The organism is Amycolatopsis sp. NBC_00438 (genome assembly GCF_036026695.1).
Classification (GTDB): domain Bacteria; phylum Actinomycetota; class Actinomycetes; order Mycobacteriales; family Pseudonocardiaceae; genus Amycolatopsis.
The window spans coordinates 1,273,903-1,289,759 of sequence record NZ_CP107923.1 but is presented as its reverse complement, the minus strand read 5'-3'; the positions used below and the strand labels follow the sequence as shown (position 1 = coordinate 1,289,759).

General features: G+C 68.4%; 17 protein-coding genes and 2 pseudogenes. 9 read left to right on the top strand and 10 right to left on the bottom strand.

The annotated features are described in order from the left end of the window. Window positions 1–23 precede the first annotated feature (23 nt). Window positions 24–1,226 carry a non-hydrolyzing UDP-N-acetylglucosamine 2-epimerase gene (gene wecB, locus OG494_RS06200; RefSeq protein WP_328452814.1) on the top strand — a complete coding sequence of 401 codons (1,203 nt, stop codon included), beginning with the start codon at window positions 24–26 and terminating at the stop codon, window positions 1,224–1,226. A gap of 25 nt (window positions 1,227–1,251) precedes the next feature. After that, a complete protein-coding gene (locus OG494_RS06195) occupies window positions 1,252–1,545 on the top strand; it encodes a hypothetical protein (RefSeq protein WP_328452811.1) in 294 nt (97 codons plus the stop codon). Window positions 1,546–1,649: 104 nt separating this feature from the next. Here the strand turns inward: OG494_RS06195 and OG494_RS06190 are convergent. After that, a pseudogene (locus OG494_RS06190) lies at window positions 1,650–2,008 on the bottom strand (IS5/IS1182 family transposase); the annotation flags it as partial. A gap of 282 nt (window positions 2,009–2,290) precedes the next feature. Continuing rightward, on the bottom strand, window positions 2,291–2,878 hold the full coding sequence (locus tag OG494_RS06185; RefSeq protein ID WP_328452809.1) for a DMT family transporter: 588 nt from the start codon (window positions 2,876–2,878) through the stop codon (window positions 2,291–2,293). A 291-nt stretch (window positions 2,879–3,169) separates the two neighbouring features. Here OG494_RS06185 and OG494_RS06180 point away from each other — a divergent pair, with 291 nt between their 5' ends. Further along, window positions 3,170–3,655, top strand: coding sequence for a hypothetical protein (locus OG494_RS06180; protein WP_328452807.1), 486 nt, complete (start codon window positions 3,170–3,172; stop codon window positions 3,653–3,655). Window positions 3,656–3,902: 247 nt separating this feature from the next. Then, window positions 3,903–4,064, top strand: a complete 162-nt coding sequence (locus OG494_RS06175) for a hypothetical protein (protein WP_328452805.1) — start codon at window positions 3,903–3,905, stop codon at window positions 4,062–4,064. 145 nt (window positions 4,065–4,209) lie between these two features. Here the strand turns inward: OG494_RS06175 and OG494_RS06170 are convergent, their stop codons facing one another. Further along, complete coding sequence (locus OG494_RS06170; protein WP_328452803.1) at window positions 4,210–4,422, bottom strand: hypothetical protein; 213 nt, start codon at window positions 4,420–4,422, stop codon at window positions 4,210–4,212. A gap of 555 nt (window positions 4,423–4,977) precedes the next feature. Between OG494_RS06170 and OG494_RS06165 the strand changes: the two genes are divergently transcribed. Further along, window positions 4,978–5,244, top strand: a complete 267-nt coding sequence (locus OG494_RS06165; protein ID WP_328452801.1) for a hypothetical protein — start codon at window positions 4,978–4,980, stop codon at window positions 5,242–5,244. Window positions 5,245–5,479: 235 nt separating this feature from the next. Here the strand turns inward: OG494_RS06165 and OG494_RS06160 are convergent, their stop codons facing one another. Next, complete coding sequence (locus OG494_RS06160) at window positions 5,480–5,812, bottom strand: helix-turn-helix domain-containing protein (protein WP_328452799.1); 333 nt, start codon at window positions 5,810–5,812, stop codon at window positions 5,480–5,482. Window positions 5,813–6,757: 945 nt separating this feature from the next. On the opposite strand from OG494_RS06160, the gene OG494_RS06155 reads away from it, so the two are divergent. After that, window positions 6,758–7,342, top strand: coding sequence for a hypothetical protein (locus OG494_RS06155; protein WP_328452797.1), 585 nt, complete (start codon window positions 6,758–6,760; stop codon window positions 7,340–7,342). A 174-nt stretch (window positions 7,343–7,516) separates the two neighbouring features. Here OG494_RS06155 and OG494_RS06150 read toward each other — a convergent pair whose 3' ends face one another. Next, window positions 7,517–7,930 (bottom strand): ATP-binding protein, encoded by a 414-nt coding sequence (locus tag OG494_RS06150; RefSeq protein ID WP_328452795.1) that lies wholly within the window; start codon window positions 7,928–7,930, stop codon window positions 7,517–7,519. Window positions 7,931–8,481: 551 nt separating this feature from the next. On the opposite strand from OG494_RS06150, the pseudogene OG494_RS06145 reads away from it, so the two are divergent. After that, window positions 8,482–9,048: pseudogene (locus OG494_RS06145) on the top strand (IS256 family transposase); the annotation flags it as partial. Window positions 9,049–9,538: 490 nt separating this feature from the next. On the opposite strand, the gene OG494_RS06140 reads toward OG494_RS06145, so the two are convergent. Further along, the gene (locus OG494_RS06140; RefSeq protein ID WP_328452793.1) at window positions 9,539–10,219 is read right to left on the bottom strand and encodes a TetR/AcrR family transcriptional regulator; all 681 of its coding nucleotides are present in this window, start codon (window positions 10,217–10,219) and stop codon (window positions 9,539–9,541) included. Window positions 10,220–10,352: 133 nt separating this feature from the next. On the opposite strand from OG494_RS06140, the gene OG494_RS06135 reads away from it, so the two are divergent. Together OG494_RS06135 and OG494_RS06130 are read left to right on the top strand one after the other, a co-directional pair. Further along, a complete protein-coding gene (locus OG494_RS06135; protein WP_328452791.1) occupies window positions 10,353–11,006 on the top strand; it encodes an NAD(P)-dependent oxidoreductase in 654 nt (217 codons plus the stop codon). Window positions 11,007–11,126: 120 nt separating this feature from the next. Next, window positions 11,127–11,810: an SDR family NAD(P)-dependent oxidoreductase gene (locus OG494_RS06130; RefSeq protein ID WP_328452789.1), complete on the top strand. Its 684-nt coding sequence runs from the start codon at window positions 11,127–11,129 to the stop codon at window positions 11,808–11,810. A 52-nt stretch (window positions 11,811–11,862) separates the two neighbouring features. Here the strand turns inward: OG494_RS06130 and OG494_RS06125 are convergent, their stop codons facing one another. From OG494_RS06125 to OG494_RS06105, 4 genes are all read right to left on the bottom strand, one after another. Continuing rightward, entirely contained in the window at window positions 11,863–12,015 is a 153-nt protein-coding gene (locus OG494_RS06125) for a hypothetical protein (RefSeq protein WP_328459241.1), read from the bottom strand. Window positions 12,016–12,160: 145 nt separating this feature from the next. Beyond that, window positions 12,161–12,772, bottom strand: a complete 612-nt coding sequence (locus tag OG494_RS06115) for a TetR/AcrR family transcriptional regulator (RefSeq protein WP_328452787.1) — start codon at window positions 12,770–12,772, stop codon at window positions 12,161–12,163. Between the two features lie 14 nt (window positions 12,773–12,786). Then, window positions 12,787–13,989, bottom strand: a complete 1,203-nt coding sequence (locus OG494_RS06110) for a cytochrome P450 (protein ID WP_328452786.1) — start codon at window positions 13,987–13,989, stop codon at window positions 12,787–12,789. Between the two features lie 813 nt (window positions 13,990–14,802). Beyond that, window positions 14,803–15,831 carry an amidohydrolase family protein gene (locus OG494_RS06105; protein ID WP_328452784.1) on the bottom strand — a complete coding sequence of 343 codons (1,029 nt, stop codon included), beginning with the start codon at window positions 15,829–15,831 and terminating at the stop codon, window positions 14,803–14,805. Between the last annotated feature and the right edge of the window lie 26 nt (window positions 15,832–15,857).

Sequence of the window (15,857 nt, the reverse complement as noted above, 5' to 3'; positions counted from 1 at the left end):
ACCCCTTCAGCGAGGAGTCGCACGTGGACATCATGGTGCTGGCAGGAACCCGCCCGGAGGCGGTCAAGATCGCAGCGCTGACGACAGCCCTGCAGGACCATCCCGTCCTGCGGCCGATCATCGTGCACAGCGGCCAACACCCCGTCATGGTCGAGCAGGCCCTCGCGCCCTTCGATCTGAAGGTCGGCGCCTGGCTGCCCACCCCGGCCCGCGCCACCGGCGAACAAGCCGAACTGGTCGCGGGTATTCTGCCCGCCGCGGCCGAGTTGCTGCGCCGGCATCCGCCGGCCGCCGTCGTGGTGCAGGGTGACACCACCACGGCGCTGGCCGGCGCGCTGGCCGCGTTCTGGCAGCAAGTACCCGTCGTGCACCTCGAAGCGGGCCTGCGCACCCACGACCTGGCTTCCCCGTTTCCCGAAGAGGGCAACAGGCAGATGATCTCCCGTATCGCCGCGCTGCACCTGGCACCGACCGTCGCCGCCGCAGCCGCCCTGCGAGCGGAAGGTGTTCCTCCGTATCGCATCACCATCACGGGAAACACCATCGTCGACGCCGTCCAGGCCATCACCGCGCGAGACCTGCCCGCGCGCGACGCCACCTTGGCCCTTCTGGAGATGGAGGTCGCCCAGACCGGCAGGCGGCTGCTACTGGTGACCGCGCACCGTCGCGAGTCCTGGGGCCGGCCCCTCGACCGCATCCTGGTCGCGATCCGCCGGATCCTCGCCGAACACTCCGACGTGCACATCCTCTTTCCGCTCCACCCCAACCCGGCCGTACGGGGGCAGGTCGAGGCCGCGCTGGCCGGCCACCCCCGGGTGAGCATCACCGAACCGCTCGGCTACCCCGATCTTGTTCGGGCTCTGCGGATCGCCTCGGTGATCCTCACCGACTCCGGCGGCATCCAGGAGGAGGCGCCGAGTTTCGGCACCCCCGTCCTCGTGCTGCGCGACCACACCGAACGCGCCGAAGGCGTGATTGCGGGTCGCGCCTGGCTGGTCGGCACCGACGTCGACCTGATCACCACCACCGCGACATCGTTGCTCGACGGCACCCTGCGACCCACCCAGGGCTCGAACCCCTATGGCGCCGGCGACGCCGCGGAGAAGTCCGTCGCCGCTATCGAGCACCTGCTCCAGGTGCCCCGGCCCACGACCCGCGCGGAACAGGTTCCCACCCCTTCGCCCCGCGACCTGCCCGCACCTGCCGTAGCGGCGACATCCTCATAACGCCCCGTCACGCCGGAGGTATCCGATGCACAGCCACGCCGACATCCTGAGCCGAAAACTCCACCGCACCCTTGACGTTCACGCCGGGGTGGCCTGGCGACACACCATCCAGGTGACGGCTACGGTGCTGATCACCGGCACAGCCGTCCTCCTCCTCGTGAACGGGTCGTTCCCCCCGGTGCTGGCCGCCGCGCTCGCCAGTGCGCTACTGGTGGTTGCGGCCGCCGTCCGAGCGTTGCGCCGGGCTGCGCGACAGGCCAGCACCATCCTCGCCGAGGAACTCCGTCCGGTCGATCAACCGAGCCGCCGGCTCAGCTGATCTCGGCTGCAATAGCAGAAGCCCGAATCGACGCAGTGTCTGACGCAGGTGCGGGCGGCGGCGAGGAAGGCGCGGAAGTGACTGGTGTAGCTGTCGTATCGGGCGCCGGTCAGGTCGGACAGGATGTGGATCTTCGAGCCGCTCTTGCCGCGATCGACCGGGTCGGCCCGGTCATGGATCCCCGGTTTTCGCTCGGACAGACGCTCCGTCACAGACCGCGCGGAACCAGTCGATCATGCCCTGGCACCAATTCATCAAGAACCATGCGATGCACCCGTGGCCACAACCCGGCCTTGGCCTATTCAGCGAACGGGCGATGAGCGGTCGGCAGACACCGCCACGAGCACCCGCTGGTCAACCCGAACACGATCGCCGTGCAGGTCGCCCGGTAATCCACCCGCGCCGGCCCACAACCCTGCGGGCGATCACCAATCGCCGCCTTCCGGATCCACGCCGTCCCCACCTCCGTTTCCGCGTAGTGCCACAGTGTTCCCAGGTGCCACACCGCCGAGGTGTCGCCGCCTTCGGCGGCTTTCCTGAACCAGAACTCGGTCTTCTCGACCTCACCGCGGTGTTTCAGCAGCCCCGAGATCGACCATCGTCGCGGTGATGCCGGCGTCGGCGGCATGCGAAGCCGCGTCTCAACCCACGATTACCCGAAAAAGCCCCGGTGCCGAGACGCCACCGGGGCCGCGGGCTTTCCGGATCCAGGCCATGGCTTCCTCGTTCTCGCCACGCAGATGCACTAGCGCACCGAGGTAAGTAAAAGTTCGTGCTCTTCCGGCTGCACGACGGCTCGGTGACTACGCCGGTGATCTGCGGGGCGTCCCGGCCGTGACCGGCCGGTGCTGTCGTGGATCGCGAGGAGCACGCCGGCCGCGTCGATGGTGAACCCGGCGATCACCGGGAGTTCCAGCGGTTCGTGGAGGATCACGGTGGCGAGCACCGCGGTCACCGAAGGCACGAGGAAGAACATGGTGCTCGCCCGGCCGGCGTGGTCGCGCCGGACCATCAGGTAGAGCAGGCTGACCGCGCCGATCGAGTTGACCAGGGCCAGCCAGGCGACGCTGACCACCAGGGTCGCGGGATCGCTCGGGGGAAACGGTTCGAACGCGAAGCTGCAGACGCCGGCGAGGACCGTCGAGGCCAGCAGCTGCACCGTCTGGCCGTTGCGCAGGTCCATGCCGGGACAAAACGCTTCTGGTAGACGGTGCCGCCGCTGAGCGCGAGCAGGCCGCAGGGTCAGGCCGAGGCCGGCGAACGCGTGCGACGACACGTGGAGACCCTGGGAGACGGCGAGCACGACGCCGGCCACGCCGAGCGCGAACCCCACCGTTGCAGGCGGGTGGTGCGCTCGCCCAGCACCGGCCGGGCGAGCAGGGCGGTGAGCACGGGACTGACCCCGATCACCAGTGACGAGATCGCCGCGGGCACGCCCAGTTTGATCCCGCCGTAGACGCCGAGGAACTGCACCCCTCTGCACGAGGGTCCCGGCGAACGCGATGTGGCCGAGCTCCCGGCAAATCGCCGGCCACCGGGCGCGGCCAGCGAGGGCGGGCGATGATCGCCATGCAGACGGTGGCCACCGCGAACCGCAGGAACGTCAGGGTGAACGGCGGTCCCCGTGTTGGTGGCCGCCGGAGCGATCGAAGGTGCCATGCTGGGGGCGGGTCAAGCGCTCGTCCTGCGCCGCGCCCTGCCCGCAGTGAAAGCAGGTCGCTGGGTCGCGGCCACCGCGGCGGCAGCTTCGTTCGCCTACGTCCTCGGACTGGCGCCGAGCACGTGGGCCACCCGGCTCCGCGACTGGCCACCCCTGATCCTCTGGCCGGCCGGGGCGGTCCTCGGCCTGGCACTGTTGTTCTCGATCAGATTCGCCCAGTGGCTGATCCTGCGGCACCACATTTCCGGTTCGGCACGCCGGATCGCCACCACCGCCGGCGCGTGGTTGCTCGGCCTGGCGGTCTTCCTGGGTGTCACGATGCCGCTGTGGCAGCCCGGCCAGAGCCTGGCGCTGACGATCCTGATCGGTGTCCTCGGTGGCTTGTTGATGGCGGCGACCACGGCTGCGGTCACCGCCTTCGCCCTTCGCGGCCTTCCGGGCTTGCGTTGATCTCCCGCCGTGCCGCCACCCGGGGCGCGCGTCGGGACTTTCCGGTCGGCACCGATCCGCGGGTTCGCAGACCCGACCGAGTGACGTGGCGCGTTGATCTCCACCTCGCATCGTTTGCGTAGCGCTAACCGCATTACCATGGTCGATCTTGACAGCCGCTGGAGGTGTGGTGAGCTTTACAGACGACCAAACTCAAGCCTCACCAGAATCCCGGCCCTCGGAGTCAGCAGCGGCCAGGACTCATAAGGTGACCCTGGCCGAGCTGGCCCAACTCAGGTTGGCTGCCACCGATCTGCACCGGCGGATCACCGACGATCTTGCCCGGCTGGCCCGCAGTGACCTGCTTTCCGAGCACGATGAGCGCGCCGCGGCGCAGGCGAGCGGCCGGGCAGTTCCAGCCACCGGGTAGCAGCCTGAAAATCAAGGCCAGCTGCATCTGAACGAGTACGGTTCCAGCGACATCGACCTCGCCACACTCGACTTCCCGACGAACAACCCCTCGGGAAGCCTCACGGCGTTTGCCGCCCTATGCCGCGGCCGAGAAACGCGACCAGTCAGGTGCGGCGGCGGTGGTGGTGGTGGTCGAGTTCGTCGGAGAGGATCTGCTCGAGCTGGCGGGTACGGTGACGCCACCGCCAGATCGCGACAAGCACCAGCGCGGCGGCCACCGCCGCCACCGCGGCGAGGACCGGGGCGAAGGTCCCGGCGATCATGTCGGCAGGCACGACCGCGGCCGCGGCGATCAGCAGCACAATCAACCGTCGCAACCGGTCCGAGTGGGCGCGCCGGGCAGAGCAAGCCCAGGGGGTCAGACCGAGCCGGCGTGCAGGAACCGCAATCATCAACGGATGGCCTCCTTCCACACCACCCGGGCAGCGTCTCCGGTGACGCCGCGCGGCCACGGTGCTGCTTTGAAGGTCGTCACGACAACCGCATGGGTTACCGGCGGACATACAGCGTCACTCAAATGATCAAGCTTTATCACTCGGCCGAGTGAACGGGTGGCGGAGCTTATGGCGTAGGTGGATCGGCTGATCGTGACGGGTGCCGTCCGACCCCGTGTATCCGGCCCCGAGCCCACCCACTTACCGGTCCGGCAGCGTTCACGACGGCACGATCTTGCTCGTTTGCCCACAGTGGCGAGCACGTCGCAATGGTCGTTTCGCACGATGTTCGGCAGGCGTGCACCTCCCCCACGAGGGGGAAACACTTGCGGCCGCCCCTGACCGCTGTAACCAGCGGGAACGCCAACGCGATCTTCATTCCAAGCATGCAGCCCGCCACCTTCCTCGTCCGCCGCGATCACGAGAAGTTGCACCGTCATGACCGATCATCCGCGACGGGTCACCCTGCATTCCCAACACCGCAGCGTCACCCTCGGCCCCCAACCCACCGGAACCGACGCGTCGACGGACACCACCGACCACGCCGGCGTGTCCTACGCCGGAATCCTGGTCTCCCGCATCTGCGGTGACAGCACTGACAGCGAATTCTGGCTGCCGATCGGCGAGACCGCGTCCTACGCCGACGACGAAAAGCTGATCACGGTGTTGCACCAGGCACTGCGCTGGACCTTCGAGCGGCCCTGACCCGCCGCCCTGCCACCGTCGCGGCAGCTGGGCCACCGCGAGACGCAATCCAAGGCAGCGTGGAGATTCTCAGGTCGGGGTCGGCCGGCACGCGCGACGCCATCAGGCCTTGCCTAACCGGGTGCGGTAGCGGATACCAGGCGCCGGTGGTCGGACCGTCCACGGTGGCCCAGGACGATCGCGGCTTGCGCTGTCGATCGGCACGCAGCGCCAGGCCGCGTGCCGAGTCGGAGATTCAGCCGCCGGTGCGGATTCCGGTGTTGCGGCGCTGCGCTTCGTGGAGCTGGTCTTCGAGGGTGATGATGCGGCACGCGGCATCGACGGCGGTACCGCTGTCGACCAGTTCCCGCACCCGCGCGGCCAGGCGCAACTGGTGCCGGGAGTAGCGACGGTGCCCGCCGGCGGAGCGTTGCGGGGCGATCAGTCCGGCTTCGTCGAGACTGCGCAGGAAGCCTTGGGTGGCGCCGAGGATGTCGGCGGCCCGGCCCATCGTGTAGGCGGGGTAGTGCTCGTCGTCGAACTTGTCGGCCGTTCTGGGCGTGGCCGGGCCTTGTTGGTCAGGGATCATCGCACCTCCACGTCACAGAGGACCCCGGGTGCCACTGCGGCACCCGGGGTCCTCAAGGGTTGGGACTTTCACCATTGTCAACCGGCGCGACCGCCGGCGTCCTGCACCCGCGTCCAGCCGAAAGCCGGATTCCGCGGGGATCGCTTACTCGTGACCGAGCACCACCTCCGAACTCGATGGAACTGCGGCACCCGCGCGGCACTACCCGGCCGCTGCGGGCGATCCAATGATGTTCCCGTTCCCTTCTTTCCTGTGTTTTCCACTTACTCGGTACTGCAACTGCAACTTCAACTTCGTTTGCTGCGGACGTCACTGCCGGAACCCTTCCACTGATCGGTCCCAGCACGCTGACGCCGCTGGTCACTGCCCGGAGCCCCGTTCACTGATCGGCCCCGGCCACCTGACCGGTCCTGCTACTGCACGCACACACAACAACTACTGGTACTGCTGATCTTCGACTAGCGGTACTGCAACTGCCGTAAACACAGATACTGCTGTTCTTCACGGGCACCTTAGCTCTGCCCGAGTCCTGCACATCCGCTCCGGACCGGTACTGCTCGGTCGAACCTTCTTCACGACCCGGTCCTGGAGTACTACTCCCGGTCACCAGCCGAAACCTTGTTCCCTTGATCGGCTCCGTGCTGCCTGACCGCCTTGTCTCACTTCGCGGGTAGTTACGTCATCTCCCGCGCCTGCTTGACGTTGTCTCTCTCGGTACGAGGAGAACACTACACACGCCGGTCGTTGAATGTCTACTCCGGGCGGCATAGATTTTCTCTGGGCTGGTCAGCTGACGACAAGAGAGGGGCGCACGACGATGAGTGACGAGGTCACCATCGATCAGCTCGGTGCGCGGTACGGCCTGGCAGACGTACGCGACCTGGACGAGTACGCCGACGCCTGACCCGGCTGCTGGAACGGGGACGGCGGGAACGGTGCGCCGCGGTGCTGTCGGAGGCCGAGGCCTACGCCGCGGCGGAGCTGCTCGGGCAGTTCGCCCTGCTCGTTCCACCCGCCGCGTTGAACCGGCTGGCCGCGTCTCTGGCCAGTCGCCTCTACAGCCTTGGCGCCCGAACCAGCCGACCGAGCGGCGCCGAGGACGAACTGCCGTATCGAGTTGTTCACATGACCAGGAGGAGCGATGCCGGCCGAGCCGACCAGCGAGGGGAACACCGGGTGCTCGCGCAGCAGATCGCAGTCAGCTCCGCGGAGAGCGTGGTCGCCGCGGCTCGCGGCAGAAGCCTGCTCACCGCGCAAGACGCCGCGGCCCGGCAGCTCTCAGCAGCCCGGGACGCTCTCTGGGTCGCCGAGCAGACCGGCGACCACGACAGCCGTGATGCCGCGCTCGCTGCCGTGACAGCGGCGCAGGTGGAGTTCACCCGCGTCACCGACGCGGCGATCGAGGAAATGCGCGGCATCGCTCGTGCCGAAGACGCCCGGCTGGCCGGTCTGGTCGCTCAGCTGCGCCGCGCGTGGACGACGCCGGACGCCGACGACGGCGCCGCGTCACCGCTGGACCCGCACGAGTGACGCATCGTCGATAGGGTAGAAGGTTTCGTGGTCGAACCAGGGACGGCGCCCGGCGTTCGCCACATTCGCGATGTCGGTTCATCACCGATCTACAGCGAACGTCGCACCGCATCCGGGTCCGCTGCGACTGCCGGTCGTGGCGGCAGGCAAGCGCCGGCGTAGGGCAACGGCGAGTCAGATCCGGCGGCGGGACGCCGCGGCGCACGGCACGGCGTCGACGCCGTCACAGGACACGTCCGCCCACACTGTCTTGCCCCCGTTCGCCGGATGCTCTTGTACGCCCCAGTCCGCGGCGAGCTTGTCCACGATGCGCATGCCGCGGCCACCAGCCCTCTTGAGCGACGGGGCTGCGATCACCGGGTGCTCGGCGCTGCTGTCCTCCACCTCGATCCGGACCCGGCACGGTGCGGTGGTGTGGCTCGTGCGGATCTGCACCGGGCCCTGTCCGTGGTCGTAGGCATTGGTCACCAGCTCCGTGGCCACGAGCAGCACGTCCCCCAGGTGCGCGTCGTCGACCTGAGTCAATGTGCGGGACGCCCAGCGCCGAACCCCCACCAGCGCCGGGGCCGTCGTGTCCCGTAAGTCCATCGACCACGGCGTCGGCCCGCTCCGACCAGTGGCTCCCTCGGGCATGACGACATCACCTTTTCCGGGCATCCGTCCTCGCTGCTGAAGACGTCGGCACCTGGCCGGTACCCCAACGCCGGGGTGCCAAATCATCATTCTCACCCGGACGGGCGATACGCGAGCAGTTCCACGACCAGCGCCCGCCACGTCCGCGTCGTGCTGAGGGCACAGCATCGTGAATGTCACGTCGCGTTCTGCCGCAGCGCGGCTGGTCGCCAGGTCGCCGTCACCCGAGTTCCGTGCTGTCCGGGGTCGACGTGCAGCTGATCGGTAACCTTGTCGATCAAGAGGAGTCCGCAGCCTCCGGACGTGGACGCGCTCAGGCGGCGCCGTGGTGTTGCGGCGACACCGCACCCTGAGCCGGTGACGACAACGGTGAGGGCGTCGCCGGACCACTCGGCGTAGAGCCCGTATCCAGCGGCGAACACGAGCTCCCCTGCTGCTGCACGCCTCGGCGAGGCGCTCCGCTGATCAGCCCAGTACCGCACTCCGATCAGAGGTGTAGGCCGTTCCACCGCGGGGTCGGTGACGTGTTCTTCCTCGTCTGTGACGGTCTCAAAGGTCTGCCTGAGGTCGTGACGAACGTGTGGCCGCGGACCATTGTGCAGACCTGCATTGTTCACCTGATCCGGAACACATTCAGGTTGGCGTCGAGGCGTGACTGGGATGCGGTGAAGCGAGACATCAAACCCATCTACGCGGCGCCCAATCCCGAGGCCGCACTGGCTGCGCTTGAGGATCTGGCCGAGAAATGGGGTGCGAAATACGGGGCCATGATTCGGCTGTGGCGTAACGCCTGGGAGGAATTTGTTCCGTTCCTTGACTATGACGTCGAGATCAGGGGCATGATCTGCTCGACGAACGCGATCGAATCGTTGAACGCCCGCTACCGGCGGGCGATTCGCGCACGTGGGCACTTCCCGACGGAGCAGGCTGCGATGAAGTGTCTGTATCTTGTGACTCGTAGTCTGGATCCGACCGGGACGGGCCGCGCTCGGTGGACGATGCGGTGGAAGCCTGTGATCAATGCGTTCGCTATCACGTTCGGTGACCGCTGGCCGACCGCCGAGACCTACTGATCAGCAACGCCGGAAACACCGATCACGGGCCAGACCCGTTACGCGGGGTGTTGGCCGTTCAGGAACATCGGGCGGGGTGTCGGCGCGTCGAGAGTCTGCTTCGGCAGCGCAAAGCAGTGCCGGTGGATGCGCTCGAGCCGAGGTCCGCCGATCGGCCAACCCTGAGATGTGGGAGCTGGAGGCGGATGTCTGTGAGCGGGTCGACCGGGCAGTTGCGCTCGGTCGTGGATGCGTTGGCGTGGCGGGTGTTCAACTACGACCGGAGGCCACCGATGTCGCGGTCCCGTCGTCGCTCCCCACGGTCGCTCGCATGGTGTTATGGCCGAGCAGGGCTCCTACCGAGGCGCCGTGGATCGCAGCATGGCCGGAACGTGCCGGTTAAGGCAGGTAGGCGGGCGGGGGCAAAGGCTGCGCGTTGGTGGTGGCCGGAAGGTCGACATGGGGAACGCGCTCGTCCGGCATGACGGTGATCAGCTCGGAGTCCGGGTAGTCAGTCGGCGCCGCCGAGGCGGAGCATGGCGCGGTAGAGCTGTTGGGCGGTCAGGGGCGGTTCGGGGAGTGGGTGGGCGTGCTCGGCGCGGAAGCCGTCGAGCATCAGGTGCAGGTGGCGGCGCCAGGCGTGCGGGGCGATCCCGTCGGTCGCCTCGATGATCCGGCTGTGGGACCAGATGATGAAGGCGAGGTCCTCGGGCGCCAGGTCGGGTCGTAGGCTGCCCTGCTCTTGCGCCCGTTCGACGATGCGCACGCCGAGGTCATGGATCCGGGTCTGCTGGCCGGCCAGGCAGGCGTTCTCCGGCAGCCGGATCGAGGCGAAGTCGTTGAAGCCCCGGTCGCGGGCCTGGAGTTCGCACATGGTTTCCAGGAACAGGCACAGCCCTTCCCAGGCGTCGTCCATGCTCAGGGCCTGCTCGGCGGCAGCGACCCAGATCGCGAGCTTGCCGGCGAAGACCTCCTGCACCAGGTCGAGCCGGGTGGGGAAGTGTTTGTAGAGCGTGCCGATGGCCACCCCGGCGCGCTTGGCGACCTGCTCCAGCGACGCCTGCATCCCGTGCTCGGCGAACATGGCCCGGGCTGCGGCCAGCAGCGAGTCGCGGTTGCGCTGGGCGTCCCGACGCAGCGGCCGGGCGGGCGCGGAGGCCGTGGTCGCGGCTGGTGCGCGTTCAGGGGGCATGCTCCACAGCCTACCAACGTGAGGGGTACCTCGACTTCCGTGTTACGCTGACGTCGAAAGGTGAGGCACCCCTCGTGTTGTGCGGCTGTGCGACTGTGCCGCGATTCGGCTCGGACCCGGTTCGGGAGACTTGATGAAACTGACCATCTTGGGCGCCAGCGGGCGCACTGGCACGCACCTGGTCGAGCAGGCGCTCGCCGCGGGACACGACGTGGTGGCGTTGATCCGAAATCCGGCGAAGCTCACCCTGTGCCACGAACGGCTGCGGATCACGCAGGGCGAACTGACCGACGAGGTGGCCGTTGAGGACGCCGTCCGCGGCGCCGACGCCGTCCTCGCCGCCCTGAGCCCCAAGATCTTCGGCAGGCCCCGGGACCTGCCCCTCGCGTCGGGAACGGGCACCATCCTGGCTGCGATGCGCACACACGGCGTCCGCAGGCTCGTCTACAGCTGGGGGCCGAGCATCTTGATTCCCCGCAACCCCCTGCTGCGCGCGTTGCGCGGCGCGAGCTTCGCCCTGTTCAGGCTGCTGCCCGCCACCCGCCCCATGGTCAACGAGTCGGCCGCGGCGGGCGAGGCCATTCGCGGCTCGGATCGCGACTGGACCATCGTGGCCGTCACCGCGCCCAACGACACGCCCGGATCGGGAAGTGTCAAGGTGCGCACCGCGACCAGATCCGGGGACCGGGTCGGCTCACGCATCTCCCGGGCCGACCTCGCGGAGTTCATGCTCACTCAGGCCGATGACCCGCGATACGCACAGCAGGAGCTGCGGATCAGCAACTGACACCGGCCCTGCACTCCGCCGCCGCGCAGTTGTACGCGGCGGCCCCTCTTCCGCCTCACCAACTCGAGCGGCACGCGGAATCCCGCTGTCGACAACGCTGTTCTCATCGAAGGAGAAGTCATGCCTACCATCGCCATCATGGGTGCCGGTCCCGGAATGGGGCTCGCCATCGCCCAAACCTTCGGCAAGGAAGGCCACCAGGTCGCGCTGCTGTCGCGTACTCCGGCCAAGCTGGACCCGGTCGTGGCCGAACTGACCGACCAGGGTATCGAAGCGGCGGCCTTCGCCGCGGACGTACTCGACCGGCCATCGATCGTCTCCGGCCTCGCGGCGGTCAAGCAGCGATTCGGGCCGATCGACGTCTTGGAGTACTCGCCGGCCAACCCGGCGCTGCCGGCGGCTTCCTCCACCGAGCTGACTCATGACAATGTGCAGATCCAGCTCGACTTCTACGTGCACGGCGCCGTGGCGGCGGTCAACCAGGTGCTTCCGGAGATGCTCGCCCGAGGCTCGGGCACGATCCTGTTCACCACCGGTGCCTCGTCCGTGCGCCCGGAGCTCGGTCACGACATGTTCGGCAACGTCGCCCCTGCCGCGGCGTGGCTGCGCAACTGGGCCCACGGTCTGCACGCCGCCGCCGCTCCCCGAGGAGTACAGGTCGGCCACATAGCGATCGGCGCGTGGATCGGCCGCCAGCCGGGCGCCACCGCACCGGAAGAGATCGCGCCGCTGTACTGGGAGCTGCACACCCACCACGACCAGGTCGAGAAGGTCTTCTTCCCCAGTGACCAACCCGCATCCTGAACACACATGGTTGAGCCTTACGCCCTTGGCGGGGCGCAGCGCGCCAGCCTCATCATGCGGCCGGCGGCGACCACATCCGCCCGGACGCGGAGTTCTCGCCGCCCGACGCACCGGACTGGATCCCGACGCCGACCTGCGCCCCGCCCTTGCCGCCGGCGTCGCCCCGCACCGCGTCCCAGCCCAAGCCGGCGAACCTGCTGTTCACCTACGAACTACAGCGCCGGCTCATGCGACACGGCTCGACGATCGCCGTGGCCGCGCACCCAGGTGTGGCCGACACCGAGCTCCTCGGCACCAAGGTGCTCTCCCAGATCCGCCCGAGCTGGCGAAACGCTGACGGCCGCCGACGTTCATGAGGACGAGTCGGGCAGGATCGGGCTCGTCGACGGTGGTGGCAGGTCGGCCGGCGCGGGACGGAGGCCGTCGATCAGCAGAGCGAGGTACCGCTTACGGTCCGCGCCTTCCGGATCGCCCGGGTGCGCGGTGGCCAGGGCCATCACGATCACCGCCGCCAGGTCGCGGCCCATCAGGTCCGGGCGCACCACACCGGCGTCGATCGCCCGGCCCACCAGACGGTCGGCGGCCTTGACGTAGCGTTGGAGGCCGTTGACGTCGATGGCGTCGATCTCCCGCGCCAACGCCAGCGCCACCTGGTTTCGGGCGACCAGCTCGACCGTGGCTTCAAGAGCCTCGGTCAGATCGCACCACGGATCATCGGATTCCACCATCGTGATCGGTTCGATCACGGTGGTCAGGATGTGTTCGAAGACGGCGCGCACCAGCTGATCGCGGTTGCGGAAGCGTCGGTACACCGTCGCGACACCGACCCCCGCGCGCTTCGCGACGTCCTCGAGCGTCGCGGCCGGCCCGTCCTCCTCGAAGGCCCGGCCGGCCGCGACGACAATGCGCTCGTGGTTGCGCACCGCGTCGCCCCGCAAACCCTGTCCGCGCGCTGCCGTCATTCCCGCACGCTAACTCACCAGGTGACGGGAAGCGCGTGCAGTCCGTAGACGACGTGGAAGGCGCGGAACTCGATCTCCTCGTAGGGCACGGCGAGTGCGAGGTCCGGGAAGCGCCGCAGCAGCGCAGGGAACGCGACCTTCATTTCCATCCGCGCGAGCGGCGCGCCGAGGCAGTGGTGCACGCCGTGCCCGAACGCGACGTGGCGAGCCGCTTCCCGGGTGATGTCGAGGCGCTCGGGGTGCTCGGCGAGCGCCGGATCCCGGTTGGCCGCCGGGAGAGCCAGTACCAGCTGCTCGCCGGCGGGGATGGTGTGCCCGGCGATCTTCACCTCGGCCGTCGTCGTGCGGGGCACCCCGGAGTGGACGATCGACAGCCAGCGCAGCAATTCCTCCACCGCGGGCTCGACCGCGGCCGGGTCGTCGCGCATGATCGCCAGCTGGTCGGGGTGGCGCAGCAGAGCGAGAGTGCCGAGGCCGAGCATATTCGATGTCGTCTCGTGGCCGGCCACCAGCAGCAGCGACGCGATGCCGATCAGCTCGGCGGTGCTCAGGTCGTCCCCGTGCTTGCGCACCAGCATGCCGAGCATGTCGTCGCCCGGCTCCGCCTGGGCCTGCGCGACGAGCCCGGCCATGTACTCGCGGCTTTCCCGTTGCACCTTCATCCGCTGCTCCACCGGCAGGGACGCATCGAGCGAGCGGCCGGTGCGGTGCTGGAACTCCGCTCGGTCGGAGTAGGGCACACCGAGCAGCTCGCAGATGACCAGAGACGGCACCGGCAGCGCGAAGGTCGACACGAGGTCGCCCGGTTTGCCCACGTGTTCGAGGTCGTCCAAGGCCGCATCGACGATCTCGACGATCCGCGGCTCCAGCCGCCGCATCCGCTTGACGGTGAACTCCGAGGTCAGCATCTTGCGCAGCCTGGTGTGGTCGGGAGGATCGAAGGCGAGCATCTGCCCGGCTCGCAGCTCCTCCAGCTCTTCGTCACTGACGTCGGACACACCGGGCGGCCGGACCTGCCGCGTGGCCGCGTTGCTGAACCGCGTCGAGTCCGCCAGCACCTCACGGACGTCGTCGTACCGGGTCACGAGGTACGCGGACGTGCCGAACGGGGTCATGACGCGGGTAAGGCCGTCCCCCTCTCGAACCTCGGCAAGCTCCTCGACCGGATCGAACCGGTGTCGCCGCATGTGCAAGGGCAACTCAGGCGCTTCGGTCATTTTCCACCCGTCTTGTCGTCGACCACATCGGATGGTGACGACGATACCACCGAAACGATAGGCGCCTATCGGTTAGCGTTCGGCCAGAGTCGCACATCTGCGAGCAGTGCCCAGTGCGCGCCTTGGCAGCCGTAGGGCATGCCGACGCTGCCGGGGTTGATGATCTGGCGCCCGTGCGCGAGGCGTTGGAAGGGCATATGCGTGGGTCCGCGAACGACGGTCGTGTCTGGTCGGGCAGACCAGCGAGTACCTCGGCCCAGCGGTCCAGGCGCGTGTCGACGAGGACGACTTCGTTGTCGTCACGGGGTGTTCCGTGACAGAACACGGCATCGCCGAATCCGTCGAGAGCCATGGTCACCGGGTGCGGTAGCCGGGCGAGCCAGTCGATGTGGTCGTGGCTGAGCTGCGTCGCCGCCCATGGGGCGATGGGGTCGGGGATGCCGTGGTGCCGCCGCGCGCGAGGGTGACCAGTTCCCGGTCGGCGTTGCCGCGTACCCAGGTGACGCGATCGCCGAGGTCGAGTAGCCGGTCGAGCACCGCCGCCGGTTGTGGCCGGCCGCGATGTCGCCGGTGAGCACGATTCGCTCGGCACCGGCCACGTCGGGATCGTTCAACACAGTCTCCAGGGCCGGGAGAACGCCATGGATGTCGGACAACACCGCCACTGATGCAACCATGGGACAGATCGTGTCCGGCCGCACGGTCCGTCGGCAACCCATCCAACTCTCAGCGAACCCCGATGCCGAACGCCCGCACATGCCGCTGATCGTGCGATCACCCTCCTTTCGGCGAGTCCTCGCAGGCGCTTTCGCCCTATTTTGCCAAGCGGGGAAAGAGTTTCTCGGCGGCGGAGCGGTGTACCTCGCCCAGCCGCTCCGCGCCGGGGCCGTCGTAGGTGGCCAGGCAGTGGTCGAAGCGGGCGCGCCATTCCGGTTGTGCGTAGGGGAAATCGCTGCCGTAGAGGACGTGGCCCGGCTCCGCGAACGCCAGAAGTGACGGCAGCGAGGTGGGTGTCGCGGACAAGGCCGTGTCGAAGTAGAACTTGCGCAGGCCCGCTTGGATACTCTCCGGCGTGGTGCCGGGGTTGAACATCGCGGCGGCGCTGAATCGGCTCGCGGCGTAGGGCAGGAAACCGCCGGCGTGCGAAAGGATCACGCGCAGGTCCGGATGCCGGTCGAACACCCCGTGCGCGACGAGGTCCACGGCGGTGCGCGTGGTGTCGAACGGGAAGTCCAGCAGTGCAGTGGGCATTCCCGGCAACTGCTGGATCGGCGGTGCGGTGGGATGCACGAAAACCACGGCCGAGCGCGCGGCGAGCTCTGTCCACAGTGGCTCGTACGCGGGATCGCCGAGGTAACGCCCGTGCGCGTTCGACAACAGGAGCACACCGTCGGCGTGAAGCTCGTCGAGTGCCCGCACGGCTTCGGCGACCGCGCCGTCGAAGTCCGGCAGCGGCAGCACGGCAAAATGCCCGAAGCGGTCCGGTTGTTCCTTGACCAGCTCGGCCTGGTAGTCGTTCAGCTCGCGGGCGAGTTCGCGGGCCGCGGCGTCGTCACCGAAGTGGACGCCCGGTGCGCTGATCGACAGTATGCCCGTTTCGATTCCCGCCTCGTCCATCATCGCGATCGCCGCCCGGGGATCCCACTCCGGCATCAGCCAGCCACCAACGGTTCGCGAACCCTGCCGCGCCGCCGTCCCGCCGCTCGCATCCCACGGATTCCACTGCGCCGTCCCGCCAGCCACAGCCTGCGAATCCCCTGTCGCCCGATCTCCCGCCGCCGCCAGCGCCTCGAAGTAGCGGGGCGGAAGCAGGTGCTGGTGAACATCGATCTTGCCTGGCATGTCGCCAACCTCCGACTGTCCTCATC

Excerpts from the sequence above, each read along its gene's own strand:
- OG494_RS06195 (WP_328452811.1), top strand. The coding sequence starts at position 1,252 with ATGCACAGCCACGCCGACATCCTGAGCCGAAAACTCCACCGCACCCTT.
- OG494_RS06165 (WP_328452801.1), top strand. The coding sequence starts at position 4,978 with ATGACCGATCATCCGCGACGGGTCACCCTGCATTCCCAACACCGCAGC.
- OG494_RS06160 (WP_328452799.1), bottom strand. The coding sequence starts at position 5,812 with ATGATCCCTGACCAACAAGGCCCGGCCACGCCCAGAACGGCCGACAAG.
- OG494_RS06150 (WP_328452795.1), bottom strand. The coding sequence starts at position 7,930 with ATGGACTTACGGGACACGACGGCCCCGGCGCTGGTGGGGGTTCGGCGC.
- OG494_RS06140 (WP_328452793.1), bottom strand. The coding sequence starts at position 10,219 with ATGCCCCCTGAACGCGCACCAGCCGCGACCACGGCCTCCGCGCCCGCC.
- OG494_RS06135 (WP_328452791.1), top strand. The coding sequence starts at position 10,353 with ATGAAACTGACCATCTTGGGCGCCAGCGGGCGCACTGGCACGCACCTG.
- OG494_RS06130 (WP_328452789.1), top strand. The coding sequence starts at position 11,127 with ATGCCTACCATCGCCATCATGGGTGCCGGTCCCGGAATGGGGCTCGCC.
- OG494_RS06115 (WP_328452787.1), bottom strand. The coding sequence starts at position 12,772 with ATGACGGCAGCGCGCGGACAGGGTTTGCGGGGCGACGCGGTGCGCAAC.
- OG494_RS06110 (WP_328452786.1), bottom strand. The coding sequence starts at position 13,989 with ATGACCGAAGCGCCTGAGTTGCCCTTGCACATGCGGCGACACCGGTTC.
- OG494_RS06105 (WP_328452784.1), bottom strand. The coding sequence starts at position 15,831 with ATGCCAGGCAAGATCGATGTTCACCAGCACCTGCTTCCGCCCCGCTAC.